This is a genomic window from Streptomyces daliensis, from assembly GCF_054782395.1.
On record NZ_BAAGSO010000002.1, the window covers coordinates 31,813 to 57,333 of the forward strand.

General features: G+C 68.1%; 28 protein-coding genes and 1 pseudogene. 17 read left to right on the forward strand and 12 right to left on the reverse strand.

Features of this window, described 5'->3' with window-relative positions; genetic code table 11:
• Positions 1 to 2: 2 nt before the first annotated feature.
• The 7 genes from ACYVOO_RS00365 to ACYVOO_RS00395 form a co-directional block, all read right to left on the reverse strand.
• A complete protein-coding gene (locus ACYVOO_RS00365; protein ID WP_461013640.1) occupies positions 3 to 2,924 on the reverse strand; it encodes a lantibiotic dehydratase in 2,922 nt (973 codons plus the stop codon).
• Between the two features lie 257 nt (positions 2,925 to 3,181).
• Positions 3,182 to 3,310, reverse strand: coding sequence for an FxLD family lanthipeptide (locus ACYVOO_RS00370; protein ID WP_461013641.1), 129 nt, complete (start codon positions 3,308 to 3,310; stop codon positions 3,182 to 3,184).
• Between the two features lie 550 nt (positions 3,311 to 3,860).
• Positions 3,861 to 4,040 carry a hypothetical protein gene (locus ACYVOO_RS00375; protein WP_461013642.1) on the reverse strand — a complete coding sequence of 60 codons (180 nt, stop codon included), beginning with the start codon at positions 4,038 to 4,040 and terminating at the stop codon, positions 3,861 to 3,863.
• A gap of 271 nt (positions 4,041 to 4,311) precedes the next feature.
• Positions 4,312 to 4,917: a hypothetical protein gene (locus ACYVOO_RS00380; protein WP_461013643.1), complete on the reverse strand. Its 606-nt coding sequence runs from the start codon at positions 4,915 to 4,917 to the stop codon at positions 4,312 to 4,314.
• 46 nt (positions 4,918 to 4,963) lie between these two features.
• Entirely contained in the window at positions 4,964 to 5,302 is a 339-nt protein-coding gene (locus tag ACYVOO_RS00385; protein WP_461013644.1) for a hypothetical protein, read from the reverse strand.
• On the reverse strand, positions 5,299 to 5,754 hold the full coding sequence (locus ACYVOO_RS00390; RefSeq protein ID WP_461013645.1) for a DUF6415 family natural product biosynthesis protein: 456 nt from the start codon (positions 5,752 to 5,754) through the stop codon (positions 5,299 to 5,301). Before ACYVOO_RS00390 ends, ACYVOO_RS00385 begins: the two co-directional genes overlap by 4 nt.
• Positions 5,751 to 5,951 carry an ATP-binding protein gene (locus ACYVOO_RS00395; protein ID WP_461013646.1) on the reverse strand — a complete coding sequence of 67 codons (201 nt, stop codon included), beginning with the start codon at positions 5,949 to 5,951 and terminating at the stop codon, positions 5,751 to 5,753. The genes ACYVOO_RS00390 and ACYVOO_RS00395 overlap by 4 nt, the downstream gene beginning before the upstream one ends.
• Before the next feature lie 474 nt (positions 5,952 to 6,425).
• Between ACYVOO_RS00395 and ACYVOO_RS00400 the strand changes: the two genes are divergently transcribed.
• Genes ACYVOO_RS00400 through ACYVOO_RS00410 form a run of 3 tightly spaced genes read left to right on the forward strand, consistent with a single transcriptional unit; the run spans position 6,426 to position 7,729 of the window.
• Positions 6,426 to 7,265: a helix-turn-helix domain-containing protein gene (locus tag ACYVOO_RS00400; protein WP_461013647.1), complete on the forward strand. Its 840-nt coding sequence runs from the start codon at positions 6,426 to 6,428 to the stop codon at positions 7,263 to 7,265.
• An 18-nt stretch (positions 7,266 to 7,283) separates the two neighbouring features.
• The gene (locus tag ACYVOO_RS00405; RefSeq protein WP_461013697.1) at positions 7,284 to 7,487 is read left to right on the forward strand and encodes a DUF397 domain-containing protein; all 204 of its coding nucleotides are present in this window, start codon (positions 7,284 to 7,286) and stop codon (positions 7,485 to 7,487) included.
• A 59-nt stretch (positions 7,488 to 7,546) separates the two neighbouring features.
• A complete protein-coding gene (locus ACYVOO_RS00410; RefSeq protein ID WP_461013698.1) occupies positions 7,547 to 7,729 on the forward strand; it encodes a DUF397 domain-containing protein in 183 nt (60 codons plus the stop codon).
• A 56-nt stretch (positions 7,730 to 7,785) separates the two neighbouring features.
• Here the strand turns inward: ACYVOO_RS00410 and rbsD are convergent, their stop codons facing one another.
• From rbsD to ACYVOO_RS00435, 5 genes and pseudogenes are all read right to left on the reverse strand, one after another.
• Positions 7,786 to 8,169: a D-ribose pyranase gene (rbsD, locus tag ACYVOO_RS00415; protein ID WP_461013648.1), complete on the reverse strand. Its 384-nt coding sequence runs from the start codon at positions 8,167 to 8,169 to the stop codon at positions 7,786 to 7,788.
• Positions 8,170 to 8,311: 142 nt separating this feature from the next.
• Positions 8,312 to 8,428, reverse strand: a pseudogene (locus tag ACYVOO_RS00420) (IS5/IS1182 family transposase); the annotation flags it as partial.
• A 93-nt stretch (positions 8,429 to 8,521) separates the two neighbouring features.
• On the reverse strand, positions 8,522 to 8,932 hold the full coding sequence (locus tag ACYVOO_RS00425) for a hypothetical protein (RefSeq protein ID WP_461013649.1): 411 nt from the start codon (positions 8,930 to 8,932) through the stop codon (positions 8,522 to 8,524).
• 11 nt (positions 8,933 to 8,943) lie between these two features.
• Positions 8,944 to 10,104 carry a molybdopterin-dependent oxidoreductase gene (locus ACYVOO_RS00430; protein WP_461013650.1) on the reverse strand — a complete coding sequence of 387 codons (1,161 nt, stop codon included), beginning with the start codon at positions 10,102 to 10,104 and terminating at the stop codon, positions 8,944 to 8,946.
• 191 nt (positions 10,105 to 10,295) lie between these two features.
• Positions 10,296 to 10,928, reverse strand: a complete 633-nt coding sequence (locus ACYVOO_RS00435; protein ID WP_461013651.1) for a TetR/AcrR family transcriptional regulator — start codon at positions 10,926 to 10,928, stop codon at positions 10,296 to 10,298.
• A 169-nt stretch (positions 10,929 to 11,097) separates the two neighbouring features.
• Between ACYVOO_RS00435 and ACYVOO_RS00440 the strand changes: the two genes are divergently transcribed.
• The 14 genes from ACYVOO_RS00440 to ACYVOO_RS00505 all read left to right on the forward strand — a co-directional run bounded on the left by ACYVOO_RS00440 (position 11,098) and on the right by ACYVOO_RS00505 (position 25,160).
• A complete protein-coding gene (locus ACYVOO_RS00440; RefSeq protein ID WP_461013652.1) occupies positions 11,098 to 11,763 on the forward strand; it encodes a hemerythrin domain-containing protein in 666 nt (221 codons plus the stop codon).
• A 38-nt stretch (positions 11,764 to 11,801) separates the two neighbouring features.
• Complete coding sequence (locus ACYVOO_RS00445) at positions 11,802 to 12,800, forward strand: pyridoxamine 5'-phosphate oxidase family protein (protein WP_461013653.1); 999 nt, start codon at positions 11,802 to 11,804, stop codon at positions 12,798 to 12,800.
• A gap of 219 nt (positions 12,801 to 13,019) precedes the next feature.
• Complete coding sequence (locus tag ACYVOO_RS00450) at positions 13,020 to 14,159, forward strand: NAD(P)/FAD-dependent oxidoreductase (RefSeq protein ID WP_461013654.1); 1,140 nt, start codon at positions 13,020 to 13,022, stop codon at positions 14,157 to 14,159.
• A 251-nt stretch (positions 14,160 to 14,410) separates the two neighbouring features.
• Positions 14,411 to 15,706, forward strand: a complete 1,296-nt coding sequence (locus ACYVOO_RS00455; protein ID WP_461013655.1) for a sensor histidine kinase — start codon at positions 14,411 to 14,413, stop codon at positions 15,704 to 15,706.
• Positions 15,707 to 15,836: 130 nt separating this feature from the next.
• Positions 15,837 to 17,102 (forward strand): beta-ketoacyl-[acyl-carrier-protein] synthase family protein, encoded by a 1,266-nt coding sequence (locus ACYVOO_RS00460; protein ID WP_461013656.1) that lies wholly within the window; start codon positions 15,837 to 15,839, stop codon positions 17,100 to 17,102.
• 2 nt (positions 17,103 to 17,104) lie between these two features.
• Positions 17,105 to 18,304 carry a ketosynthase chain-length factor gene (locus ACYVOO_RS00465; protein WP_461013699.1) on the forward strand — a complete coding sequence of 400 codons (1,200 nt, stop codon included), beginning with the start codon at positions 17,105 to 17,107 and terminating at the stop codon, positions 18,302 to 18,304.
• Between the two features lie 42 nt (positions 18,305 to 18,346).
• The gene (locus ACYVOO_RS00470) at positions 18,347 to 19,417 is read left to right on the forward strand and encodes a methyltransferase (protein WP_461013657.1); all 1,071 of its coding nucleotides are present in this window, start codon (positions 18,347 to 18,349) and stop codon (positions 19,415 to 19,417) included.
• Between the two features lie 85 nt (positions 19,418 to 19,502).
• A complete protein-coding gene (locus ACYVOO_RS00475) occupies positions 19,503 to 20,525 on the forward strand; it encodes a methyltransferase (RefSeq protein WP_461013658.1) in 1,023 nt (340 codons plus the stop codon).
• A 61-nt stretch (positions 20,526 to 20,586) separates the two neighbouring features.
• Complete coding sequence (locus tag ACYVOO_RS00480) at positions 20,587 to 20,838, forward strand: acyl carrier protein (RefSeq protein ID WP_461013659.1); 252 nt, start codon at positions 20,587 to 20,589, stop codon at positions 20,836 to 20,838.
• Between the two features lie 39 nt (positions 20,839 to 20,877).
• Positions 20,878 to 21,831, forward strand: a complete 954-nt coding sequence (locus ACYVOO_RS00485) for an aromatase/cyclase (RefSeq protein ID WP_461013660.1) — start codon at positions 20,878 to 20,880, stop codon at positions 21,829 to 21,831.
• Positions 21,828 to 22,757, forward strand: coding sequence for an MBL fold metallo-hydrolase (locus tag ACYVOO_RS00490; protein ID WP_461013661.1), 930 nt, complete (start codon positions 21,828 to 21,830; stop codon positions 22,755 to 22,757). The genes ACYVOO_RS00485 and ACYVOO_RS00490 overlap by 4 nt, the downstream gene beginning before the upstream one ends.
• 41 nt (positions 22,758 to 22,798) lie before the next feature.
• A complete protein-coding gene (locus tag ACYVOO_RS00495; protein ID WP_461013662.1) occupies positions 22,799 to 23,284 on the forward strand; it encodes a hypothetical protein in 486 nt (161 codons plus the stop codon).
• Between the two features lie 11 nt (positions 23,285 to 23,295).
• The gene (locus tag ACYVOO_RS00500) at positions 23,296 to 23,766 is read left to right on the forward strand and encodes a nuclear transport factor 2 family protein (protein WP_461013663.1); all 471 of its coding nucleotides are present in this window, start codon (positions 23,296 to 23,298) and stop codon (positions 23,764 to 23,766) included.
• Positions 23,763 to 25,160, forward strand: coding sequence for an FAD-binding oxidoreductase (locus ACYVOO_RS00505; RefSeq protein WP_461013664.1), 1,398 nt, complete (start codon positions 23,763 to 23,765; stop codon positions 25,158 to 25,160). Before ACYVOO_RS00500 ends, ACYVOO_RS00505 begins: the two co-directional genes overlap by 4 nt.
• Positions 25,161 to 25,521 lie beyond the last annotated feature (361 nt).

Below are 25,521 nucleotides of genomic sequence, written 5' to 3' on the forward strand. Positions count from 1 at the left end.
GGTTACCCCCTTCGTGCCCTCCAGGCGAGAGCAGCGGCTCGGGCCAGCCGGGTACAGATACGCTCGTCGGCCCTGTCGATCCCCGCGGCCCGGATGTGGTGGGCATGCAGCAGAGAGTCGAGCACCGCGTTCACATCGGTGCCGTCCTCGGCGCCGCGCAACCGGGCCTGATAGGCGGCCAGCGCGCGGTTCCGGGGCTCCCAGGCCGTGTGGATGGCCTGTCCCCCGGGCGCCGCGCGCAGGGCTGCCCACCCCTCAGCCGGGTCCGCCAGCCGAATCGCTTCCGCGCGCACCGCGCGATCCAGCGGCGCGCTGTCGGTGAGACGCCCGTGCCGGATCAGCCAGCCCATGCCTGCGGCGGTGCTGCCGGTGAACGCCGAGGCGATGGAGATGTAGTTCGCGGCGGCCAGCGCCTGCGGATGCGGCCGCACGGGCTGGGCGAACGCGGCGAGCAGGGCAGCGGAGTCCGCGGCGAACACGGCCTCGGCGGCCTCCATGCCGCCCAGGGGCCCCCAACGGCCGGTTTCCCGGTAGGAGGTGGCGAACTGCACCTCCCCGACAAGACCCCGCTGGCGTAGCCGTGCGGCCCACGCGGCGACATGCGCGGCGGTCATGCCGAAGTCGTCGGGGTCGGCCAGAGCGATACGCAGGCGCAGATGCCAGCGCGGATCGCGGTAGCGCATGTACCACCACATCGGTGGCCGCTGCCATCGGGAGAGCAGATCAGGCAGGTGCTGGCCCAGAATCTCGGGATGCCGTTCAGCGCTGCTGTAGATCTTGGCCAGAAGCCACGGAGAAGCACCGGGGAGGTGTCCGTGGTCGCGGGGCAGCACCCGCGCGGCGGCGACCGGCGGTTCCCCTCGCTGCTGCGTCGGACCGGTGGCGGTCAGCGGGACGACGACCTCGTGGGCGTGTCCTTCGAACCAGCCGTCCGCGCCGGGCGGCGCCTCGGTCAGGACAGCCGATTCCGACCCTGCCAGGTGCGAGTGCAGGAGCGCGAGGTGCGCGGTCTCGGTGAGATCCAGCCGTAGCTCCCTGTCACCTTCGGTCAGAGCCACACAGTCCGGTACGCGACGACGGTTCCGCCACTGCTCCAGGGCCTCCCGCCACTGTGACCACGTGGCGCGGCCGTCAGGGAGATCACCTCGATGCAGGCGCCAGCGGGCAAGAGCCAGGATCGAGCGCCCTGACCGCACGCGAGGCAGGAACGGCAGCGAGCTGGCAGCGCCCCAGGCGAAGGGCGTCACCACGGTGGAGGTCGCCTTGGCGACCTCCAGGAGGAAGCGAGCAAGCGGGGGAGCGTGGCGGCGCAGGTCCAGGGCATGCAGCGCCGTCGGCTCCAGATACCGTTGACGGGAGACGGAAGCGAGATAGAGGCGCTGCGGATCGCAGCCCACAGCGAGATCGTCCAACGGGATCAGGCGCTCGTTGTCGCGCTGGTGCTCGGCGAGACTGATCACCTCTGGCAGCAGTTCCGGGGCCCGGGCGACGTGGGTGTCGCTTCGTCTGAGGGGGGTGAAGGAGAGCTGCACCGGGTGCGCACCGGGAGTGCTCGTCGGCAGATCGTCGAAGACCTCTCTGATCGGTCCCTGCTCTTCTGGCTCCAGCAGGCCGAGGAAGCGGCCGGTCGTGGTACCGATACCGCGCGAGGGGCTGATGACGGTGAGGAAGAAGTCGCCGCGCGCGAGCGTGGTGATGTCGGCGGCCTGGAGTCGGAAACGCAGCTCAAGGTGGGGCGGCAGCCGTGCATGGCCCGGCTCACCGACCGTCAGTGTCTCGACCAGTTCCTCATCGAGTACAACCTCGTTGTGCCCATCGAGAGCTGCCTGCTGCGCCAGGGCGAGCAGGAGCGTGTCTCGGCGACTCAAGGGCTCGCCCGTCTCCGGCTCGGCGTCCAGGTACCCCTGGGGCAGGCCCAGCCCGATATCCGGGTCGACCAGTTCACGGAGAGGGATGAGAGAGCCGATGCCGTACCGCTCGAAGAACCGGTTGTGATAGCCCTTCCACGCTGGTGAACCGTGGGGGAAAGGGCTGAGACGTGTCAGCAAGGAGGCCGCCTCCTCGGCTGCTCGGGCGACCGAATGGGGTAGCACGAGAGTGCAGTCCAGCCGCGAGTCGAGCGCGAGCGGCTGTTCCACCACGGTGCTCGCAGCAAGCATGTCGGTGCGGAGCGCGGCGCGCAGCCGCCGCTTCCTCGCCGTGTCGTGCGTCGAGTTGTACGAGGCCATCCCGTCGTGGATGGAGCGCAACCGGCTCATCAAGGGCGCGACTTCCCCGAGGTCCTCGACGCCAGCGGCTGTGGCCTGCGCCATCAGGTACGAGAAGCCGTCGAAGGTGGTGGCAGGTGCGTGCAGGGCGCTGATCAGGACACCTTGGCCAACCAGGCTGGCAACCAGTTCTTCGACCTTGGACGGCGCCGCGAGAGGGAACTCCGCACGGATCTTCTCCGCCAGCTCGCCGCCTCGGACCGGAGTGCGAGCGGCTTCTACCGCGATCCGTACGGGCGTGGTGTAGCGCAGCGAGACCTCGGCAGCGGGGCGCCGTTCGCCGTCAGAGCGCGGAGGGTAGGGCACCACGAGACGTCCTCCGCGTGGGAAGACCGTGTTGTTCCGCACCAGGGGCACGCGATGGAGGACGGCCGGGCATGCTTCGAGGCGGCTGACCACGTCGGCGAGCCAGGAGCCATCAGCGCGTGCGCAGGCACGGTGGTCATGGCCCCAGGACACGTCCGGTTGGGCGCCGAAGGCCGCAGGAGCGACGCCAGCGAACAGGCCGAAGGGCGTGGATCTTCCGTGCATCCGCAGCGCGTAGCGCACGAGAGCCAAGACCGAACGACGTACCTGTCTGGCGTCATCGACTTCGCCGGTGCCGATCGCGTGGACTTGCCGAGCCAACGACGGACTGGCGTGTTCGACGGCCGCCACGAGATCCTCTCTCCTCCAGGCGCCTCGTAACCACTCGCGCCATCCGACCACGCCGTGTGCAGAGCCGTCGGAGAAGTCCGGCCAAGCAGGCAGCGGACGGGAGTGCAGGGACGCGCGCACCATCGCGGTGTCGGCGCACCGGTACAGCGGACTGTGCTTCATCGCCCTCTGCTCCCTCGCGAGACCTTCCAACCCGGTGCCGCCCTACGACGAAACGCTTCGCAGGGCGGCACCCGGCTGCTTCGGAACGGCTACCGTCAGGCCACGTTGGTGGCGCAGGGGCTGTCGCAGGTGCTGCCGCAGCCGTCGTCGGTGAGGACGAGTAGCTCGGCGGAGTCGTCACCGGACTCCAGGATGCTGATGTCCAAATCGAACTCGTCTTCCACGGAGACCTCCAGAGATCGGTCCGGTACGCCGTCCCGGTGGGGATGGCCCGCCCCGGCCTCCAGGGCACGGGTGGTGGGAGTGCTCCGGAGGAGAAGACCGCATTCAGCTTCTACCGAGACAGGACCAGCATCTCGCGCATCCGCGTCGCCCAGTAGGCCGCGTGGGCGTCTCCCAGCGGTCATTTCCGATAGCTGCACATAGTGGAACCTCTGACGACGGCGTAGTTCGCACGAGCTGCCCGCACCTCGGCAGTCGCTTCTTCGAACTGACCAAGACCCAGCAGGCCCCGTGCATCTGGAACTTCGAGAAAGTGGCTACCGACGGACCGCGGCGATCGTACGGGCACGCACTTTCCGGTATGTCGGCTGAGAGCCAGCCCTGGGCCGAGTTCGTGTCCGCCTCGGCTTCGCCCTCGCCCTGTATGTCGGGGCAGTGGCCTGACTTCCGGTGGCAACAGGCAGATTTCCGTATCCTGGCTCCTTGTCGCCTGTTGTTCGTGCTGGTGGGAGGGGCTGAGGTCAGGAATGGTCCGCAAAGGCGCCCTGTTGGTCACGACTCGGCAAAGGGCTTGAAAGAGCGCAGGTCGAGAAGGGTGGTCCCCGCGAGCGCGGGGGTGGACCGTACGTACAGGCTGAGGGGCAGGCCCGCCGCGTGCAGGGCTATCTCCAGCGCGTCGCGGGCGTACTCGACACCTGCACGGCCGTGCAGGTCGTGGTTGCGCGGGGTCATGCGCACTTCACTCCACATCGATCTCTGGGCAGGGGTGGGTGAGGAAGGGGGGGTGAGGGGAAGGTGCGTGGCCGACCGCCGCCCGGCCCGCGGTGGCGAGCGGCGGTCGGGGCGCCTGCTCCCGCCCGCCGTCGTGACGGGGGAGTGGCGTCGCATCCTCTACGGGACTGTCCTGGGGGCCGAGGCATTGGTCGGCCGCGCCGGGACAAAGAGGACCCACTTGCAGGGGCCGCCCTCGCGCCGGTACTTCGGTGCCGAGGCGGCGGCCGGTTCAGGGGCCGTACTGGAGGATCTTGACCAGGCGTTGTGCGGCATCGACGCCGATGCGCCCCAGAGTGAGGGCCATCTCCCGTCGGCAGCTCAGGCAGTCCGGGTGGAAGAGGTAGTCGACCAGCGTGTGGCCGGTGGCCGTGCGGAAGGCTGCGGTCAGCAGGTCACCGACCCGCTCTCCGTGCGCCCACCGGGCCAGATCGTTCGTCTCGTCGCACGCGGTGTTCACCTTCTCCGGCGATGCGCCCAGCAGCACGGCGAGCTGGGCGGCGACGGGGACGGAGACGTCGCCGAGTTCGACCTTGCCGCCCGTAAGGCAGGGCTCCTCCATGCCGAGGTCGTGGGCACGGAGGCAGCCGGTCAGGTCCTCGATGGTCTTCAACGGCTCCCGCAGACCCTCACGCACCACACGCGCCAGGGTGATCGCGTCATCGGCGTCGACCGTACACGCGTCGCCGTCGTTGCTCGTGCGCGCGGTGACACCGGCCTGTCGAAGGGCATCGTGCAGTGCGTGCACCGCGTCCAGGGCCTCTGCCGGGCTTAACGCGCGGTGCTGCGGGCGGGAGTTCGCCGTCTCGGTCGCGGTGTCGGCGTTCGTGGCGCACATGCTCTCTCCGGGGCAGTTGGGTGGGGGTGTGAGGGGCGCGGGGGCGTCAGGACCAGGTACCGGGACAGGAGCTGGCGAGGGGGAGGAGGGAGACGGGCCGGGCGTGCAGCGTCCACTGATGCAGGCCCGCGCCGACCCGGACGTCGTAGGGCCTGCCGCACCGCAGGTCATCCACGGCCGCGTCGGCTCCCGTGTGGTCACCGAGCCAGGCCCACACCACGCCGAACGTTTCGTGGTCGAGGGGGAAGGCGATGGTGCGCACCGTCTCGCGCAGCCAGGTGACCGCTATGCCGGGGTAGGAGGTGCACTCGCTGAGCGGGCCGCGCAGCAAGCCGTCGGGGTCCGTGTAGTCCACATGGCACCAGTAGGTCCGCGGAAGGCTCACACCGACCACCGCCTGTGGGCGGCGTCCTCTTCGGCGACGGCCAGAACCTCCAGCACATCGACGGACACCAAAGCCAGGCGCCGGGCGAACCCACTCGCCGTCCGGAAATCGGCAGGAGCCGGGGCCGCATCGAGCCGCTGCGCGCGGGCAACGACATCAGCCAGTTCCGGACCTCCTTCGCCGGAAGCGCGCTGGACGGCGATGTTGACGAGCTGGCGCAGGATCTTACGAAGGCGCGGTAGCACCTCGTGCAACTCCTCGGGAGTCAGCAACGCCGACTCCTTCCCGAGCACGACGTCCAGCACGTCATCGATCTCGTCGTCCTGGACGAAGGACTCGTGCAACGCCTCGACGTAGATGCGCAGGGTGGTGACCGGTGCGAGCGGCACACGTTCAACTTCCAGAACCCGGCCCTCGCGCTGCGCAAGACCAGGGTGGTGTGTGATCGTCACGCTGCCACCTCCATCGTCCCGAGACGCATCTCGAACCACACGTCTTTGCCGGTGGCAGTCGGCACCGAGCCCCACGCATCGGCCATCAGCTCCAGCAGCAGCAGGCCGCGCCCGCACTCAGTCGTCCAGTCCGGGGCCTGGAGTACGGGCAGCTTCTGGCTGGTGTCGCTGACGGTGACCCGCACACCGTTGGGCATAGCTCCAGAACCAGTACGCACGAGCACGACCCACTGTGCTTCGACACGTTCACCACCAACTCGTGCGCACACAGCGACGCGTCCTCCGCTAACGAGGCGTAGCCCCACAAACGGAAGTGCGCCTCGACGACGCGCCGGACGTCACCGAACGTCTCCGGACGAACGGTGAGTTCCTGCCTGCACTGCGCGGTTCCTGCCTCTGCCATGAGGGACATGGCTCCTCCAACGCCCAATATCGGCGCAACGCGAACGGGCAGACGCTCTGTGACTCTTCGAGCGCCAACTGTGATGTGCAACAGAGTGAACCCGCCTATGGTGCAATCGCAACCCGGTAGAACTACAAAGTTGGAGATCTGCAAAAGATGGAATTCCCGTTGGCATATGCCACAAGTTGGAGGGCCCGTGACTCCGTACGCGACACTGTTGCGACCCACGTCCGGAGAGGTAGCTATGCCAAGTCATCCACGGCCCACAGTGCGGCGACGTCGTCTCGGTAGCGAGCTGAGGAAACTGCGGGAGGCCGCTGGAGTCTCATCCGAGCAGGCTGCTGAGCGCATCGGTGGCGACAAGTCGAAGATCTCTCGCCAAGAGAACGGTCGCCAGGGCATCACCAAGCTAGAGATCGAGGCGCTGCTCGACCTCTACGGTGTTGGCGACGCCAAGTTGCAGACCGCGTTGACCACCCTGGCCCGCAGTGGGCGACGAAAGGACTGGTGGGCTCCGTTCAGCGACATACTCCCGGAACGATTCCAGGAACATCTGAGCATCGAGTCAGACGCAGCGCGCATGCTGGTCTTCCAGCCGCTACTCGTACCGGGGCTCCTTCAGACCCGCGAGTACGCGGAAGAGTTGATCCGCGGTGTGGAGAAGAGCGCCACAGAAGCAGATGTCGAGTCGTACGTGTCCGTACGCATGGCGCGACAAGACATCCTGCACAAGAAGAACCCGCCGCAGTTCGTCTGCCTGCTGGACGAGGCGGCTCTCAGACGCGCCGTCGGCGGCCCGAAGGTGATGGCGGCCCAGCTCCGGAAGCTGGTTGAAGTGAACAACCCGCCACACCTGTCTATCCAGGTCGTACCGTTTGGCCAGGGCTGGCACGCTGGGCTGGACGGCGCGTTCACGATCTTCTCGTACCCCGACCCGATGGACCTGGACGTGGTCAGCCTGGGTTACCTCGACGGCCTCCTGTATCTGGAGGAAGATGGTCCTGTCGAGCGGTACCAGCTAGCTTTTGACCAGCTTCGAGCGAGCGCCCTACCGTCACGACAATCCATGGATCTGATCGCGCAAGCGGCCAGAGATCTGAGCAGCTAGAGGCAGGTACACCAGATGATGCGGCACGACCTTCCAAGGGACAAGTGGCAGAAGTCTTCCTACAGTCCCGACAACGGAGGGCAATGCGTCGAGAAGCAGGTCACCGCCGACGGCCTCGTAGCGGTCGGTGACAGCAAGCACCGCGATCTGGGGGCCCACACCTTCTCTCCCGCCCAGTGGCAGGCGTTCGTCGCTGCGGTACGAGACGACGACTTGGTGTGAGCAACGGGGGCAGAGGAAAGGACGCGCTCTACGCGCTCGACCTGAGCGACGTGGAGTGGATGGGTGCGCCCGGAAGCGATCCGAACGATCGCATCGAGATCGCCCGACTGCCCGGCGGGGCTGTCGCGATGCGGAACTCAGCTTGCCCGGAGGATTCCCCGCTCCGGTACACAGCCGCTGAGTGGGAAGCGTTCAAACGAGGCGCACGTGAAGGCGAGTTCGACGTAGAGGCCCAGGTCTGACACGAGCCCCTGCCTCTTTTCCCGAGAGGCAGGGGCTCTGTGCTGTACGGCCCCGCTCAGAACGGCACGCCGCAGCGCAGGATGACGTTGGCGTACGGGGTGGCTTCCCCGGTCCGTACGACGAGCCGCGCGTCCTGGACGCGTTCCTTGAGTTCTTCGTGGGGCACCAGCTCCAGGCCGTCGAAGCGCCGGTTCAGGAACTCGGCGATGCGCAGGTTCTCGTCGCGTACTTCGCACGCGGCCACCGCGCCTTCGATCGTCAGCTCATCGAGCACGGCCCCGAGTACCGCGGCGAACGGCGGCTGCCCGGCGACCAGGGACAGGTCGACCACCCTCGGCCCGCCGCACCCGTGCGGGATCGGCAGGCCCGAGTCGCACACGACCACGTGATCGGTGTGCCCGAGCTGCGCCAACAGCCACGACCGCTGGAACTCAGCCACCTGCGTGACCCTCGTCCTCCATGCGGGCCGGCCCGCCACCAGAACGACGGCGAGCCCAACCTCACGACGACCCCGACGTCGACGTCGAGGCGGACCGCGAGCGGCGATCCGCGGCCATTTCGCCCCGCCACTGGCCTCCGCTCTGGGTGACGTCGTTGCGGTTGCCGCCGGTCGGCGATCCCGCGAGCGGGATGCCCTGTCCGTCGACGATGAGGTGGTGCTTGCTGCCCGGGCGTGCGCGGACGACCGGGCCGGGCCCGCTACCGGACATACGAGCAGAGAGGCCGACAGCCTCATGATCAGCAGCTTTTGTCAGAGCCAGTCAGCCCCGGACTGGTGGCGTCGTACTCCCTCACGACTGCCGTTCCCTGCGGGCCAGCCACAGGCGTCGCCCCGCCACCATGGCCGCGCCCGCCACGACGGCCGCCGCCACCACGGCCAGCCCCAGCGGATAGGCGAGCGGCAGCACGGAAGGGTTCGCCGGTCGGCCAGGACGCAAGAGGGGCGGCAGCGCCACCAGCGTGACCGTCCCCAGAGTCAGCAGGGCTGCCCGCCATACCCCGCGCAGTCGTCCCTCGGTCACCAGCAGCCCGGCGGCGAGCACCAGCGGCACCAGCACCGCATCGTGCAGCACCACCGCGCCGGCGGCCCACACCACGAGCGGGATGACGGTGCCGGTACGGGTCTCTGTGAGCAGGTGGACGACGCCGAACGACGCCGCGGCGACGCCCAGGACCCCCAGCAGCAGACGGGACACAATCATCGAGGTCGGCCTCATCCGGGGATCACTTCCAGGCGGGTGACCCACTTGGTCTGCAAGACACCAGGGCGGTTGGGGGCGATGATGCGGGCGGGGTATCCATGGTTCGGCGAGAGGACTTCGCCGTTGAGCCGCAGCGCGAGCAGGGTCAGGCCGTCGCGGGTGTAGGTGCGGTCCATCTCAGTGACGCGGTAACCGCCGTGGGTCTGTAGTGACACGACACGCAGTCGCGCTCCGTCGGGCAGTCCGGCCCGCTCCAGCAGGTCCTTGATCCGCACCCCTTCCCAATGGGCCGACTTCGACCATCCCTCCACGCAGGCGATGGGCAGCGTCGCGGTGTGCTGCGGCAGAGCCCGCAACTGGTCGAGCGTCAGCTCGTAACCCCGAGGGCCGCCGACGCTCAGCCGCCAGGACCGCACCGCCTCCCGGCCGACGCCCGCGGCACGCGCCGTCCGGTTGACGGGCAGCCCCTGTTCGCCGTCGTCGGGGTGGCGCGGGGCCAGCAGGTTAAGCGGGGCCAGCGGGGTCACCGACTGGCCCGCCGTCACGACGGTCACGGTGCCCACCGCCACGCCGACGCCGATCAGGAGTGACCGGCGGTCTGCCCCGACGAGCTGCTCGTCGGCTCCAGCCGCCGCGCCCTGTTGTGCGGCAACCCGTCGGGGGCGGCGCCAATGGGCGGCAATCTGGGGTGCCTTGACGGCCAGATGCATCAGGAGCGACCCAATGATCACCCAGCCCAGGGCGTAGTGCACCGACCGGAAAGAGAACGGCCAGGGGTACCACTGCACCGTGTTCAGCAGGCCCATGAACAGTTCCAGGATGGTCGCGGCGACCAGTACCGCGATCGACAGGCGTTCCAGGGCGTGTCCGACACCGCGCACGGGAGGCCACTCGAACAACCGTGGATACACCGTCCACAGCTTCACGAGCAGGAGCGGGACAGCCGCGATGCCACTGATCACGTGGAGCCCCTGTGTGAGGCGGTACCCCGACACCGGCCGGGTCGGCAGATGTCCGATCAGCCACCCCGGCGGCTCCTGAAGCAGATGGCTCACGAGCCCGGTGAGGAAGCAGATCACCACGGCGGTTCCGAGCAGCCGCCCGACGACGGTGGCGGTGCGGGCGTCGTGCAGGCGCCCGGAGAAAGAGGGGGGACGGATACGCGATTGCATGGTCCCATCCCAGCCCCCCCGGCCGGGGAAATCACAGGTTTCACGGCCTTACGAATGTCTGACGCCGACGCGCCCGGACAGCCGCGGTCCGCGAGCTTGACCAGCTTCGCCCGGCGGCTCCAGTTTTCCGTGCACCTCCAGCAGGTGCCGGCGGCCATCTGTGCGGCAGCTCGACGGGACCCCCGCCCCGCCTATGCAGGGCTGGGGTCTTCGAGCATGTTCACGGCTTGGCGGGCGAGCAGGCGCTCCGTGTCGTCATAGCTCCAGCCGCAGTCGACGACAAGCGATCGCCATGCCGACAGCCCGAAGCAGAGCCACAGGCGGTCCGCCGTACCGTCCACGTCGAGATGGGGAGCCACCACACCGAGGGCGACCAGGTGCTGCGCGATGTCACGCAGCGCTTGGCGGTACTGCGTGACGACGTACTCCCATACCTGCCGTGCTTTGTCGTCGCTGGTCATGGAGGAGTGGAGCAGGTCTATGGATGAGGCAAAGCGTTCGGTGTTGTCGCGGATCCCATGCGCCAGGCAGGTGACCGCGGAGGCGAGGTCCTTGCATCGGAGTACCTCGCCGTAGAGCCCGGTGGTCTTCGAGTCCGCCACGTCTACGGCCAGAAGAGCGTGCAGGAGTTGAGTCTTGGTGCCCACGCTCGCGTAGAGCGTCTTGGTCGCGACACCGGCCGAGCGGGCGATGTGCCCCATCGTCACCTGCGTATAGCCATGCGTGATGAAAAGGTCGCGCGCGGTCTCCAGGATGTCCTGTCGGGTCTGAGCCGCGCTCTGCTCGCGCCGTGCTGACCGGTACCTCCGAGTCTGTTCGGGCATGTCGACAGCCTACCCGGACGTCAGAGTGGATAAGTTCATTGCAGATCATGTAACTTGAAATGGAGGCCGGGCACACCGAAGCTTCTGCCCCCCCCTGCCCGTCGGAGCGGTTCAGGGCCTTGGGGCCTGCCGGGAAGGCCATCCACTCCTACGTGAAGGTTCCGCACACATGACCATGCAAGCTGAGCCTGACGCGCAAGCCATCGTGGAAACGCGGCTCGCTCATGAGACACACAGACTGGCTACCGGACTGCTCGTCGATGCCGTCGGCCGGCCCTCCACGCCGCGCCAAGCACTCGCGCAGCTACGGGACTTCATCGTGGCGAACCTGCGTCACCACCACGAGACCGAAGACGCGTGGCTGTGGCCGCTCATCGTGGCAGCGGCGCCGGACACGAAGGGCGCACTCGACGAACTCAGCGAAGAACACGACCATCTGGACAGCGCGCTCGACCGCCTCGCCTCTGTCGACCTGACCGGCGCGGAAGACCCTGGCGGCGAGAGCATGAGCAGCGACAGCCGGTACGCACTGCGCGAGGCGGCCGTCGCGGTGCGCGACAGCGTGCGTGACCACCTGACCCACGAGGAACCGGTGTTGTTCCACGCGCTGCAACGCATCACGCCCGCACAGTGGGAGGAGTTCGCCCAGCGAGTCATCGCCAGCACGCCCCCGGTGGCCGGGCATCTGATGATCGGATTCCTCGATGAAGCCGGCACGCCGGCCGAGGTGGAGTCGATGCTCGTGAACATGCCGCCCCCGGCGAAGTCGGTGCTGCCCGCCCTGCGCAGCCAAGCCACCGCCGACCTGCGAGTCCTGCGAGGCGACGGCTCGTGACACCCCCTCAGCTCTCGTGGCCGGACACGGCGTACGAGGTGTTCAAGGGCGACCTGACCGTCGCAGCCGCCTACCTCACCCCGGCCGGAGGCGCGGTGGTCACCAGCGTCTCACCGGTAGGGCTCGCGGACCGGGCGGCCAACGAGGTCAGCTTCACCACCTCGCTGGGCTTCCCGAAGAAACTGGAACGCATCCTGCACAACCCACGCGTCAGCCTCGCCTATCACACGCGCGAGCACGGGTTCGCCACCCACAGCCACTACGTGCTCGCCCAGGGCCGAGCTGCGGTGGACCTTCAGCCCTCGGCGCAGCGGCTGGCGGAGCTGATGGACGCCTCCGAGCTGTTCCTCGGGCGGACCAAGCGCGGAGGCGTATGGGACTGGCTGCTTCGCGAGTATCACCAAAACCGGGTCTTCGTCGATGTCCACCCGGATCGCATCGCCGTCTGGCCCGATCTCTCGGCGAGTGGACCCGCGACAGTGACAGGCGCCCCCTGGCCGCGGCATCCCGCCGAACAGGAACCGCCGAAGAATGGCACGACCCCGCGGGTACCCGTCGCCAAGCTCGCCCGGCAGATCGCCGCCCTTCCTCATCGCCTGCTGGCTTACCAGGGTGCTGACGGCCACCCCGTCATCCTCCCGGTGACGGTCACCGGACACGACGAGACCGGCCTGCGCCTCGCCGCATCGTCCGAACTCTTGCCACCGGGCGGACGCCGAGCGGGATTCCTCGCCCACGGTTTCCAACCGCAGTGCGTCGGTGTGAGCATGCGCACCGTCACCGGCTGGTTGACCGTCGAGGACGGACGGGCCCTCTACGCACCCCACACATCGACGGGCATGACAGCGCCGCCGAACAGGCTGGTCACGACCGTGGCCAACGGCTTGCTGGCCAAACAGGGACTGCGCCGCGCGCAGCGCAATGGCACAACCGCGCGCCTGCACGACCTCGCCGCCCGGCACCGGGCGCAGGGATCCGAGAGGCAACCGACGGCATTTGAGGACGCCCCGGCCCAGAGCACCCGACCGCAGCGATGAGCGTCCTGTCGCGCACTGGCAGGATGACCGCGATGCCCTGGACTTTGAACCATCGGCACTGACATGGGCCCTGGGTGAGCTGCCCGTAGCGGTCGACCGTGTGCGGCCTGCACGGACCGCGGTGGTCCTGGTCACCGTTGGTATATCCCATGTGTGGCCTCCGCGTCGGCTTTCGAGCAGACTGCTCGTCGCGAGCCCGATGGGTGGGGAGGACGCGGGATGCGCCTTGTGGTGATCGGTGCCGGGATCGTCGGCGCGGCGGTGGCGGATCGGCTGGCGGCCGGAGGCGGGGAGGTGACGGTGATCGACTCCGGGCCGCCCGGCGCGGGTACCAGCCGTAGCTCCATGGCCTGGGTGAACGCCCACAACAAGCAGCCGCGGCACTATTTCGAGCTGAACCGGGCGGGGATGCGCGCGCATGCGCGGTTGGCCGAGGAACTGGGCGGCGACTGGTACCACCCCGCGGACACGATGCAGTGGGCTCCGGATTCCGATCCGGCCGGTATGGCGCATGTGGAAGCGACGGTGACCCGGCTGCGGGAGTGGGGACAGTCAGCGCGCTGGCTGACCCGCGAGGAGGCACTGGAAATGGAGCCCGCGCTGGCGCTCCCCACGGAAGTGCGCAGCGTGGCGCTCTTCGAGGACGAGGCACTGGTCGACGGCGAGCCGCTGGCCCGGCTGCTGGTGGAACGGGCCCGCGAGCGCGGGGCCGTAGTGCGCACGGGCCCTGAGTACGAGGCGGTCGGGATCGACACAGAGGGCGGGCGCGCGCGGGGCGTGCGGCTGGCGGGCGGCGGGCGGTTGCCGGCGGATGTCGTGGTGTGCTGCGCGGGCTGGCGTACGCCGGCAGTGGCCGCGCTCGCCGGTGCGTCCGCGCCACTGGTGCCGGGCGAGGAACCGGGTACGGAGGCGCCCACGTTGCTGGCGAGCATCGTCCCGGCTCCCGGTGCTATGCCGATGGACCGCATGATCCTCGGCCCGGATCTCCATGCCCGCCCGCTGCCAGGAGGTCGCGTCTACCTGGAAGGGCTCGATCTGGAGGTCGATGCCCACACCTCTGCCGAGGTGATCGAGCGGTACTCCCAAGAACTGCTGGAGCGCGCGAGGCGAACCCTGCCCGGGGTCGCCGAGGGGGCGGAGCTGGAGGAGGGGCGCGTGTGCGTCCGGCCGTTGCCCCTCGACGGCTATCCGCTGATCGGCGGGCATGCGCACGAGGGCATCGAGGGTTTTTACACGGTGGTGATGCACAGCGGCATCACGCTGGCCCTGCACGTCGCCGACCTGGTAACCCGTGAGCTGCTGAACGGCGAGGATGCCGAGGAACTGGCGCCCTACCGGCCTGCCCGCTGCACGGCCTGAAGACGCCCGAGCCGCGACGGATGAGATGCGGGGACCCTACGTCCTGTCGCCGGCCACGCCGGGCCGACCGTTTCCTTGGCAGGGGAGTGGTCCTGGGCGGGGGCGGTGTGCTCAGGTCCACGTCGGCACGGACTCGGCACGATCGGGTACGACCAGAGATGTACTGCCCGCCTGCGTACAGTCGGCGATGTAGGCGGTGAACCCGACTGCGGCCTGACGACCGTCCCTCTCCTCATGGCTAGCCTGATGGCGTGTCCGGCATCGGTTTCGCTCCAGCACGGCGAGTTCAGCGTTTTCTCACCAGGCGACCGCGCCCCCTGGTCCTCCTCGACTTCGCGTTCGCCGCCCTGCTGTGCGTCGGTCTGCTCGTGGCCGACGCCCGCAGCGGCGCCGACCACGCCGCCGCGGGCGAGCCCGCGCTGCGGACCGCGAGCATCGTCTTCGCCGCCTTCGCCGTCGCCGTCCGGCGGCTCTGTCCGCGTTCGTCGTTCGCCGTGGCGTCGCTCTGCGCCTTCGGGGGCGCCGCGCTCGGCGGTGCACCGCAGGTGTCGGTCTGCGTCGCCGTCACCGCGTACACCACCGCGGAGACGGCGGAGTACACGTTCTGGTGGGTTCGCCCCGGTGTCGCCAGCCTGCTGATGGCCGCCGGGGTCGGCATCGGGCGTGTCTCCTCAAGCTGGCTCGCCGTGCTCATCGCCAACGTCGCGATCGTCTGCGTCGGCTGGTTCGCTGGCCTCGCCGCCCGGGAACGCCGGAACAGGATCATCGCCACTGCCGAGCAAGAGGCCGAACGCGAACGTCAGCACGCCGCCCGCATCCGCCAGGCCGCCATCGACGAACGCCTCGTCATCGCCCGCGAACTGCACGACATCGTCGCGCACTCGATGAGCCTCATCGCGGTACGCGCCGGTGTCGCGCGCGTGGTCATGGACAGCGATCCGGCCCAGGTGGTGGAGACCCTCGGCATCGTCGAGACCACCACCCGCCAGGCCCTCCACGAGATGCGGCTGCTCGTCGAGGTACTGCGCCACGAGCACGCCGTCGACTCCGCGCTCACTCCCACCCCCGGGCTGGCCGACACCGCCGCGCTGGCCGATCAGATCCGCAGCGCCGACGTCGACCTGCACCTCGATATCCGCGGTACGGCCCGCCCGCTCCCCGCCGCGGTGGACCTGTCGGCGTATCGCATCGCCCAGGAGGCCCTCACCAACGTCGTACGCCACGCCGGGCCGACGCAGGCCACCCTCCGCATCGAGTACCGCGCCGAGGACGTGGTCATCGAAGTCACTGACAGCGGCCCCTCCGCGTCACACCGCCGGAAGGACCCCGTGATCCGTTCCGGCGCCGAGCCCGCCACCACGGCCGGTCACGGGCTGATCGGCATGCGCGAGCGAGCGGCCTTGTACGACGGTTACCTGCGCGCCGGCCCCCACGGCAGCGGTTTCCGGGTCCAGGCCCTGCTGCGTACGGGCGAATCCGGCCCCCTGACCGCTGTCACCGCGCCGCATGAGCCCGCGTCACCCGCGTCCTCAGACACGAGCCCGTGACCTGCACCGACATTACCGAAGGTCGGCTCCTGACCAGTCCGGTCAAGGTTCGTTCGAGGTCCGCTCAAGTCCACCGTTGAAGTATGGCCGTCGAAAAGGGCGGTGACTGGCGGACTCCAAAGGGGGACTTGTGGACCGGGCTGTAGTGATCACCGGTATCGACGTGATTGTGCCAGGGGGGCTGGGCAGGAAAGAGTTCTGGAATCTTCTCACCGCGGGTCGCACCGCGACCAGGGGAATTTCCTTCTTCGATTCCAGTCCCTTTCGCTCACGCATAGCTGGCGAATGTGATTTCAATCCCGCTTCAGTGGGCTTGCTGCCGCGCGAGATCCGCCGCATGGACCGCGCGACGCAATTCGCCGTGACGTGTGCCAGAGAGTCCCTCGCCGACAGCGGCCTCGACATCCACGCCGTCGATCCCGCCCGAGTCGGGGTAAGCCTGGGAAGCGCGGTCGGGGCGACCACGAGCATCGAGCGCGAGTACCTCGTGCTGTCGGACAGCGGCCGTGAGTGGCTCATGGACGAGGGGCACCTCTCGCCTCACATGTACGACTACATGGTCCCCAGTGCCGCCGCCGCCGAAGTGGCATGGCGAACCGGCGCCGAGGGCCCGGTCGCGATGGTCGCGACGGGCTGTACCGCCGGTCTGGACGCGGTGGGGCGCGCACACGAGGCGATCGTGGACGGCACCGCCGACGTGATGTTCGCCGGTGCCACGGATGCGCCCGTCTCACCGATCGTGGTCGCGTGCTTTGACGCGATCAAGGCGACCACCCCGCGCAATGACGACCCGGTACACGCGTCGCGCCCCTTCGACGCGACGCGGAACGGGTTCGTCCTGGCCGAAGGTGCCGCGATGATGGTGCTTGAGGAACGCGAGCACGCCAGAGCCCGTGGCGCGCGCATCTACGCCGAGGTCGCCAGCCACGCCACCCGCTGCAACGCGTACCACATGACGGGACTGCGGCCGGACGGCCGCGAGATGGCGGAGGCGATCCGGCACGCTCTGGCGGACGCCCGGTGTACGCCCGAGTCCATCGACTACGTCAACGCCCACGGTTCGGGGACCAGACAGAACGACCGCCACGAGACCGCCGCCTTCAAGGACGCGCTCGGGTCGCACGCTTACGAGGTACCGGTCAGCTCGATCAAGTCCATGATCGGCCATTCTCTCGGAGCCATCGGTTCCATCGAGGTGGCCGCGTGCGCGCTGGCCATCGAGAACAACGTGGTGCCGCCTACGGCCAACCTGCACGAGGCGGACCCCGAGTGCGACCTGGACTATGTGCCCAACGAGGCGCGTGAACTCCAGGTGGACAACGTCCTGTCGGTGGGCAGCGGTTTCGGGGGCTTCCAGAGCGCCGTGGTGCTGCGAGCCCCGGAGCAGGCAGCATGAGAATGCCCCCTATCGTGACCGGAATCGGGACCATGGTGGGCGACGGGACGGGTGTCGAAGAGCACTGGAAAGCCGTACTCGACGGCCGTTCCTGGATTCAGCCGATCCAGCGGTACGACGCTTCGCGCTACAGCTCCCGGCTGGCCGGGCAGATCTCCGGATTCGATGTCTCGAAGCATCTGCCCAGTCGGCTGATTCCGCAGACGGACCGGGTGACGCAGCTGGCACTCGTCGCCGGTGACGCGGCCCTGGCGGATGCCGGAATCGCCGATCGCGGCTACGACTCGTTCGACATGGGCGTCGTCACCTCCAATGCCTCTGCGGGCTGGGAGTTCACGCATCATGAGTTCCGGAAATTGTGGACACAGGGACCTGAGAAGGTCAGCGTGTACGAGTCGTTCGCCTGGTTCTACGCGGCCAACACAGGGCAGATCTCCATCCGCAACGGCATGCGCGCCGCCAGCGGGGTGCTGGTGGCCGACCAGGCAGGCGGACTGGACGCGATCGGACAGGCCAGGCGCAATCTCCGCCGGGGCGCCAAGCTCATGGTGGCCGGCGGCCTCGACTCCGCCTTCGATCCGTGGGGATGGCTTTCGCACCTCGCCAGCGGCGAGGTGAGCACCGCCGAGGACCCGTCCAGCGCCTATCTTCCCTTCGACGCAGCCGCCGGCGGCTACGTGCCGGGAGAGGGCGGTGCGATGCTGGTGCTCGAACACGGCGACTCAGGACGCCCTCCCGCCAACCGGCACGGGGTGGTCGCCGGACACGCCTCGACGTTCGACCCGCCGCCGGGCAGCGGGCGCCCGTCCAACCTGACGCGTGCCATACGGCTCGCACTCGACGACGCCGGTGTCCAGCCCGCCCAGGTGGACGTCGTCTTCGCCGACGGCGCCGGCATCCCCGAACGGGACAGGACCGAGGCAGCGAGCATCGCGGAGGTCTTCGGGCCGAGGAAGGTCCCGGTCACCGTGCCCAAGGCCGGAGTCGGCCGACTGCTCGCGGGCGCGGGGCCGCTGGACGTGGTCACCGCGCTGCTGAGTGTTCGGGACGGCGTGATTCCGCCGACGCCGCATTCCCGCACGATTCCCGACGAGTACGCCATCGACATGGTGGTGGAACCACGGGAGGCGAAGGTCGAGGTCGCCCTTGTGATAGCGCGCGGGCGGGGCGGTTTCAATTCGGCAGTGGTAATTGGGCGCTGACCGGCCCGAACTGGTCGGTTCAGAACATAAGGAGAGATTCACATGGCTGCCGGGAAAGGGGCCGACATGAGCCAGGGAACAGACGTCAGCTACATGAAGGAGCTGCACAGCGAATCACCGCTGAGCGCCATGATCGAGTTGCACAGTGGTGTGCGTATAACTTATATGCTACAGGCGGTAGCCGAACTCGGAATTGCCGACCAACTCGCCGGAGGTCCACTGCCGGTGGACGAACTCGCCAAAAGGACAGAAAGCAATGCGGATGCCTTGTACCGGGTACTCAGGGCGTTGGCAGGGAAAGGTATCTTCACCGAGGTGTCCCGTCGCGTCTTCGCTCTCACCTCGCTGGCGGAGGTGCTGCGGTCCGACCACCCGAACTCCTTGCGGGATGCCTTCCAGATGCATGGTCAGAAATTCATGCACGACGCTTACGCCGAGGTCGGGCACACGATACGTACCGGGCAGCCCGCCTTCGAGTACGTGAATGGTACGCAGCTGTTCGAGTACGTGGCGCAGCGACCGGAGCTGCAAGAGCTGTTCGGCAAGTCCATGGGGAAAGCGAACCGGCAGATCCAGCTGGCGGCCGTGGAGACGTACGACCTGACCGGAGTGCAGACGCTGGTGGCCGTGGGCGGGGCACAGGGGCACGTCCTGGCGGAGATACTCGCCAGGCATCCCGGGATGCGCGGGGTGTATGTCGACCGGCCCCGTATGGTGCCGGCCGCGGAGCACACGCTGAGCGCGGCCGGAGTTCTCGATGCGGCCGAGCTGGTCGGCGGAGATTACCTGGAATCGGTGCCCCCGGGTGGTGACGTCTACCTGGTCTCCCACGTGCTCCATCAGCTGGGCGACGACGACACGATCACGGTGCTGAGGAATATCCGTCAGGTGATGGCGGAGAACAGCCGGGTATTGGTGGTCAACGCGGTGATTCCCGAGGGCGACGTGCCGCATCCGACGAAGATCCTGGACAGCACCATGCTCGTGCTGGGCCGGAGCAGGGATCGCACGGAGGCGGAATTCGAAGAGGTTTTGCAGAAGGCGGGTCTGCGGTTGGTCGACACGGTCGGCCGGGCGCTGCCGTCGAGCGTGGTCGTCGCGGCGCCGCTCTGATCCAGCTCCTTACGCACATCCAGAAGCATCGACGAAATCAGCGGGAGTGGAGGGATCAATCATGCGTGAGCAGGAAGCGGGTGCCATGGCCGACGGTGATGGTGAGAAAGCCCTGTTGAGCAGAATGTGGGATTTCCATAGCGGTCTGCGCATGGGGTTCATGCTCTCTGCGATCGCGGATATCGGCATCGCGGACCAGCTCGTGGAGGGGCCGCTTTCCGTGGACGAACTGGCGGAACGCACAGGGAGCAACGCGGACGGCCTGTACCGCGTGCTCCGGGCCATGGCGAGCAAGGGGGTCTTCACCGAGACCTCGCACCGGGTCTTCGGGCTCACTCCGCTGGCGGAGATCATGCGGTCCGACACCGCGAATTCCCTCCGCGACGTATTCCGCCTACAGGGCAAGCATTTCATGCGGAACGCCTACGCGGAGATCGGCTACTCCATACGGACAGGACGACCCGCTTTCGACCATGTGAACGGAGAGGAGCTGTTCGCGTACCTGGCCCGGCATCCGGAAATGAACGAACTGTTCAGCGGAGCGATGGGCAACGCCGCTGGGCAGACGCAGCAGGCCGCCGTCGAGGCGTACGACCTCACGGGGGTGCGCAAGCTGGTCGACGTCGGTGGGGCTCATGGCCATCTGCTCGCGTCGATCCTGGCCAGGTACCCCGACATGGAAGGCGTGGTGTTCGACCAGCCGCATGTGGTGCCCGGAGCGGAACGGGTGCTGGACGAAGCCGGAGTCCTCGACCGCGCCGAGCTGGTCGGCGGCAGTTATCTCGAATCGGTGCCGTCGGGCGGCGACGCCTACATGATCTCCCACGTGCTGCACCAGTTGTCCGACAGCGAGGCGATCACCGTGCTGGCGAACGTCCGCCGCGCCATGAATCCCACCGGCCGGGTGCTGGTGATCGATCCAGTGATCCCCGAGGGGGACGCACCGCACCAGGGAAAGTTTATGGACATCACCATGATGGCGCTGAGCAGGGGCCGGGACCGCACGGAGGCGGAATTCATCGAGGTCTTCGAGAAGGCCGACTTGAGGCTGGTCGACACGATCGGCCTGGCTTCTCCGTCGAGCGTGGTCATCGCCGTTCCGGCCTGACAGCTGACCGATCAGCTGCGGCCCGAAGTAACGAACAATCGAGGAGATCATGAGTGCCCGAATGAACTACGACGACCTGCGGTTGATTCTCGTCGAGGCGGCCGGCTCGGTGGAGGGTGTTGACCTGATGAGCCAGGAATTCATCGACACCGACCTTTATCAGCTCGGCTATGACTCACTCGCGCTGATGGAGCTGGCGACGCGCATACAGCAGCGGTTCGGGGTCACCATATCCGACGACGAGGTGACAGAGCTGCGTACATTCCGCACCATCCTGGACCGGGTGAATTCCTCGGCCGATGCGACGGCCTGAGAAGAGGCGAACCGGACGACACGAGGGCTGGAGGCAGGTATGAACACGCCGGAGATTCACGCGCGCCATGAGGCCGAGATCGGGGCGTTGCCATCGACCGTGTACGAGCTGGTCACGAACGTCTCGCTGTGGCCGGTGATCTTTCGTCCTACCGTTCATACACAGGTGCTGGAGCGTTCGGTGGAAGGCGATCGGTTCGAGATCTGGGCGACCGTGTCCAGCGGCGAGGTGAACACGTGGCGTTCCCGCCGTGAGTTCGACGCCGTCGGCCGGCGCGTCACGTTCAGACAGGACCATGACAACCCGTTGTTCGGCCTCATGGGGGGCGGCTGGACCTGCGCCCCGCTGGACGGCGGCCGGACGAAGGTGGTGCTCGAGCACCGCTTCACACCACCTCCGGACCAGGCCGACGCGCGGGAGAGGATCGTCCGGGAACTCGACAGCAACGGGGCCGCCGAACTCGAAGCGCTGCGGACCGTCTCGGTCCTGCCCGGCGGGGTCGACATGTGGCGTCTGACGTTCACCGAGTCGGTCGGGCTGACGGGCTCGGCGGAGGCCGCCCGCGAGTTCATCTGGGACGCGGACCGGTGGCCGGAGCGGCTGCCCCACGTCACCGGCCTCGAACTGGTGGAGCAGAAGGGAGGTGCGCAGGACATGACGATGCAGACCCGCGCACCGGACGGTACGGTCCACACCACGCGGTCGGTGCGGGTGCTGTTGTCCGACGGGTCGATCGTCTACAAGCAGACCCGGCCACCACGGGCGCTTCTCGGGCACAGCGGCCGATGGGACTTCCGCTCCGACGGGTCGGGCAGCTCGATCAGCTCCACACACACCTTTCTGCTGGACCCGGCCGGGGTGGCGGAAGTATTCGGTCCCGACGTGCCGGCACAACAGGCGTCGCATCGCGTACGCGCCGCGTTGTCGGCCAACAGCCGGGTCACGATGGAGCACGCGGACCTCTATTCCGCGGCAGCCGGTGCGAACCGGTGAGCACCGCGGTCCGCGCGCCGCTCGGCCGACTCCACGAACTGGCGGACGGCGTCCACGCGTTCCTCCAGCCGCCGGGCGGCTGGTGCCTCAGCAACGCCGGTGTGATCGCCGGACCCGACGGGCTGGTCCTGGTCGATACGGCCGCGACCAGGTCGCGCGCCGAGGCGCTGCGGACGGAGGCCGAGGGACTCGGCCGTGGCCCCGTGAAAACCGTGGTCAACACCCACAGCCACGGCGACCACGTCTTCGGGAACTGCGTCTTCGCGCCGCCCGCAGCGGTTATCTCCCACGAGCTGGCCGGACCGGAGATGGAGGCGGCCGGGATGGGACTGCGGAGTCTGTGGCCGGATGTCGACTGGGGCGAGCTGACCCTCACGCCGCCCACCATCACGTTCGCGCGGAGCTTGACACTGCTGGTCGGAGACCGGGCGGTCGAGCTGCATCACGTCGGCCCCGCGCACAGCACCAATGACATCGTGGTCTGGCTACCGGACGCGCGAGTGCTCTTCGCCGGCGATGTGGCGCTCCCCGGCTGCACGCCGTTCTGCCTGATGGGCTCTGTCCACGGCTCGCTCGCGGCGCTCGACCGGCTCCGCGGCTTCGGCGCCGAGACCGTGGTCGGCGGGCACGGCCAGGTCAGCGGCCCCGAGGTCTTCGACCAGACGGAGCGCTACCTGCGGCGGATACTCGGCCTGGCCCGTGACGGTGTCGCCGCCGGAATCACCCCACTGGAGACCTCCCGTCAGCATGGCGTCGGCGACTTCGGCGCTCTGCTCGACCCCGAGAGGCTGGTCGGAAATCTGCACCGGGCCTTTCTGGAGATCCAGCGACCGGATCTGGCGCTCGGCACGGAGATCGACGTTCCTGAAGTCTTCAACGAGATGGTCCAGTTCAACGACGGGCGCTTGCCGACGTGCCTGGCCTAGCCAGGACACGGCGGATGGAATGCGAGATCCGAGGAGGGCGGATGACGATGCCGATCGACTCCCACCAGGGAGACACGGTATCCCCGGAAACCTACTACGAGCTGAGAAGGTTCTATCTGGACCAGCTGGACGCCCGCGACCGGGGCCTGACCGAGGAATGGCTGGCGGTCTTCGACGACAACGCGACCATAACGACCAAGGTGCTCGGTGACGGCTCACCGGTGGCGAAGTCCGACTTCGCGCCCGCGGTCTGGAAGCTGGACGCCTTCTTTCACGAGAAGGGAATCCAGCGCCGCCACTGCGTGCAGGGCTTCACCTTCACCTCCCGCGACGGCCTGATCATTTCGAGATTCTACGGCCTGTTCCTGGTCATCGATGCCGAGCGGGGCGCCTGCTTGCAGTCGGCCGCCATGATCTCCGATGCCCTGCGCAGGCACGGTTCCACCTGGCGGGTGATCTCCCGTGAGATAGAACGTGACGACCTCGGCCGCCTGAACACTGCTACGCGAAGCGTGCCACTAGGGTGAGAGAAGGAGCCATGGATCAGACAGTCACCTTCGGAAACGGGAATGCGCCGGCCGAGGTATGTTCCCGAATCGATCAGTTCTACGCGATTCAGATGCAGGCGCTGGACGACGGCGATATCGCCGCGTGGGTGGAGACCTTCACCGAGGACGGTGTCTTCGCTTCCAATGGCCTGCCGGACCCGGTCGAGGGCAGAAGCGGGCTGACGGCGCTGGGCAGCGAGGCCGTGGCCCGGCTCAATGAGAAGGGCGCCATCCGAAGGCATTTCGTGTTCAACGTCATCGTCGAACCGCTCGCCGAGGGCACTCTGCGCACGACCTGTTACGTACCGGTCTTCGACACCGTCGACGGCGTCACAAGCTTGACCACGAGCACCGTCATGCGGGACGAACTGGTCAGTTCAGAGGACGGCCTGTTCGTCCGGCACCGCACCGTCACCCGCGACGACCTCCTGGCGAAGCCGGGACCGGGGAGCGCCGCATGATGTCGTCGCAGACGCTGGTGGGCAGTCTGGGCGGGGTTGCGCTGGGGCCCGAGGACACCGGCTACGACGCGGCCCGGAGCGGCGTCCAGCGCGCCTATCTGCACCGGCCGTCGGTGGTCGCACGGGTCGGCGGGGTGGCTGATGTGCAGCTCACGGTCCGGCGCGCCGCTCAGCATGGGCTCGCGGTCGCGGTTCAGGCCACAGGACACGGTCTGAACGTCCCCACCGAAGGCGGAGTGCTGATCGACACTTCGCGGATGGCCGAGGTCCGGGTCGACCCTGCGTCGCGTACCGCCTGGGCGGCGGCGGGGACTCGTTGGGAGCAGGTGATCGATGCCGCGGGCGAGCACGGGCTGGCGCCACTGAGCGGCTCCTCGCCCGATGTCGGCGTCGTCGGCTACACGCTCAGCGGCGGGCTCGGGCTGCTGAGCCGCGGGTTCGGCTACGCGGCCGACCATGTGCGCCGGGTGGACCTGGTCACCGCCGATGGCGAGATCCGGTCCGTAACCCCCGGCGAGGACCTGTTCTGGGCGTTGCGGGGCGGTGGCGGGAACTTCGGCGTGGTGACCGGGCTGGAGTTCGGCCTGTTCCCGGTCGACCGGTTGTACGGCGGCGGTCTGTACTTCGACACCCGCCACGTACCGGCGGTGCTCAGGGCCTACCGGGAGTGGACCGCGACAGTGCCGGACGCGATGTCCTCCAGTATCGGGCTGATCCCCATGCCGGATGCGCCCGGTGTGCCCGCGCCGCTGCGCGGCAGGCACCTCGCCCACGTCCGCATCGCCTATCTCGGTACGCTCCAGGACGGCGAGCGGCTGGTCGCGCCGCTGCGGGCGCTGGGGCCGCGCCTGGTGGACACCCTGGGCGAGATGCCCTTCACCGCCACCGGGACGATCCATAACGAACCGAAGCAGCCACGAAATTTCTACTGCGCCAACGCGATGCTGAGCGAGTTCGACGCGTCGATTCCGGACGCCGTTCTCGACCTGGTCGGACCCGGTTCCGGTGTCTTCGCCGTGGTGCAGTTCAACCATTTGGGTGCGGCGTTGGCCGGGCAGCCCGAGGTGGAGAACGCGGTGGGCCATCGGGGCGCCTCACATGTGCTGCGCGTGGTGACCCTTCCTCAGGGGCCTGACCGCGATACGGCTCATGAAGTGGCCCATGGCGTAACGCGAGCCGCGGCGGCCTGGACACTCGGCCGCTCGCCCAACTTCGTGCAAGGCGACCAGAAAGCCTACGAGCAGACTCGGGAATGCTACGAACCGGCCGCCTTCGACAGGCTGGCGGCGCTCAAAGCCGTTCACGACCCGGGGAACATGTTCCGCTGCAACGTCAATATCCCTCCCGTCGGCGACAGCGAGCACAAGTTACGCAGGGGTACGGGGTGCGGGTGATGCCCAGGATGGGGGAAAATTGTTCATTGTCGAACTACGCGATGTCGCTGGACTGGCCGGACACGCGCCGGCCAGGGAAGGTTGACCTGCGCTGAGCGCGGGGGCGGGGGCAAAGGCGACCACGTCCCGGCGCTGTCTCGCTGATCTTGTCGGTGAATGTATACGAGTAGCACCAGGAGCAATACGGTCTTCATGCAAATTTAATTGAGGACAGCGGTTCACCAAGACCTGCATCGCGAGAAGTCCGGTATTAGTGGTCATCGTAGCCACACCGGCGGCTACGACGGAACCCGGGCCACCGGTCCTGGATTGACGGCACCGTGCCCGCATGCCTCCTCCTGCCAGAAGGGTTCGAATCCCG

Coding starts and splice junctions, on each gene's coding strand:
- ACYVOO_RS00375 (WP_461013642.1), bottom strand. CDS start 4,040: ATGACCCCGCGCAACCACGACCTGCACGGCCGTGCAGGTGTCGAGTAC.
- ACYVOO_RS00380 (WP_461013643.1), bottom strand. CDS start 4,917: ATGTGCGCCACGAACGCCGACACCGCGACCGAGACGGCGAACTCCCGC.
- ACYVOO_RS00395 (WP_461013646.1), bottom strand. CDS start 5,951: ATGCCCAACGGTGTGCGGGTCACCGTCAGCGACACCAGCCAGAAGCTG.
- ACYVOO_RS00405 (WP_461013697.1), top strand. CDS start 7,284: ATGCGGCACGACCTTCCAAGGGACAAGTGGCAGAAGTCTTCCTACAGT.
- ACYVOO_RS00410 (WP_461013698.1), top strand. CDS start 7,547: ATGGGTGCGCCCGGAAGCGATCCGAACGATCGCATCGAGATCGCCCGA.
- ACYVOO_RS00425 (WP_461013649.1), bottom strand. CDS start 8,932: ATGATTGTGTCCCGTCTGCTGCTGGGGGTCCTGGGCGTCGCCGCGGCG.
- ACYVOO_RS00430 (WP_461013650.1), bottom strand. CDS start 10,104: ATGCAATCGCGTATCCGTCCCCCCTCTTTCTCCGGGCGCCTGCACGAC.
- ACYVOO_RS00435 (WP_461013651.1), bottom strand. CDS start 10,928: ATGCCCGAACAGACTCGGAGGTACCGGTCAGCACGGCGCGAGCAGAGC.
- ACYVOO_RS00440 (WP_461013652.1), top strand. CDS start 11,098: ATGACCATGCAAGCTGAGCCTGACGCGCAAGCCATCGTGGAAACGCGG.
- ACYVOO_RS00450 (WP_461013654.1), top strand. CDS start 13,020: ATGCGCCTTGTGGTGATCGGTGCCGGGATCGTCGGCGCGGCGGTGGCG.
- ACYVOO_RS00465 (WP_461013699.1), top strand. CDS start 17,105: ATGCCCCCTATCGTGACCGGAATCGGGACCATGGTGGGCGACGGGACG.
- ACYVOO_RS00470 (WP_461013657.1), top strand. CDS start 18,347: ATGGCTGCCGGGAAAGGGGCCGACATGAGCCAGGGAACAGACGTCAGC.
- ACYVOO_RS00475 (WP_461013658.1), top strand. CDS start 19,503: ATGGCCGACGGTGATGGTGAGAAAGCCCTGTTGAGCAGAATGTGGGAT.
- ACYVOO_RS00480 (WP_461013659.1), top strand. CDS start 20,587: ATGAACTACGACGACCTGCGGTTGATTCTCGTCGAGGCGGCCGGCTCG.
- ACYVOO_RS00485 (WP_461013660.1), top strand. CDS start 20,878: ATGAACACGCCGGAGATTCACGCGCGCCATGAGGCCGAGATCGGGGCG.
- ACYVOO_RS00495 (WP_461013662.1), top strand. CDS start 22,799: ATGACGATGCCGATCGACTCCCACCAGGGAGACACGGTATCCCCGGAA.
- ACYVOO_RS00500 (WP_461013663.1), top strand. CDS start 23,296: ATGGATCAGACAGTCACCTTCGGAAACGGGAATGCGCCGGCCGAGGTA.
- ACYVOO_RS00505 (WP_461013664.1), top strand. CDS start 23,763: ATGATGTCGTCGCAGACGCTGGTGGGCAGTCTGGGCGGGGTTGCGCTG.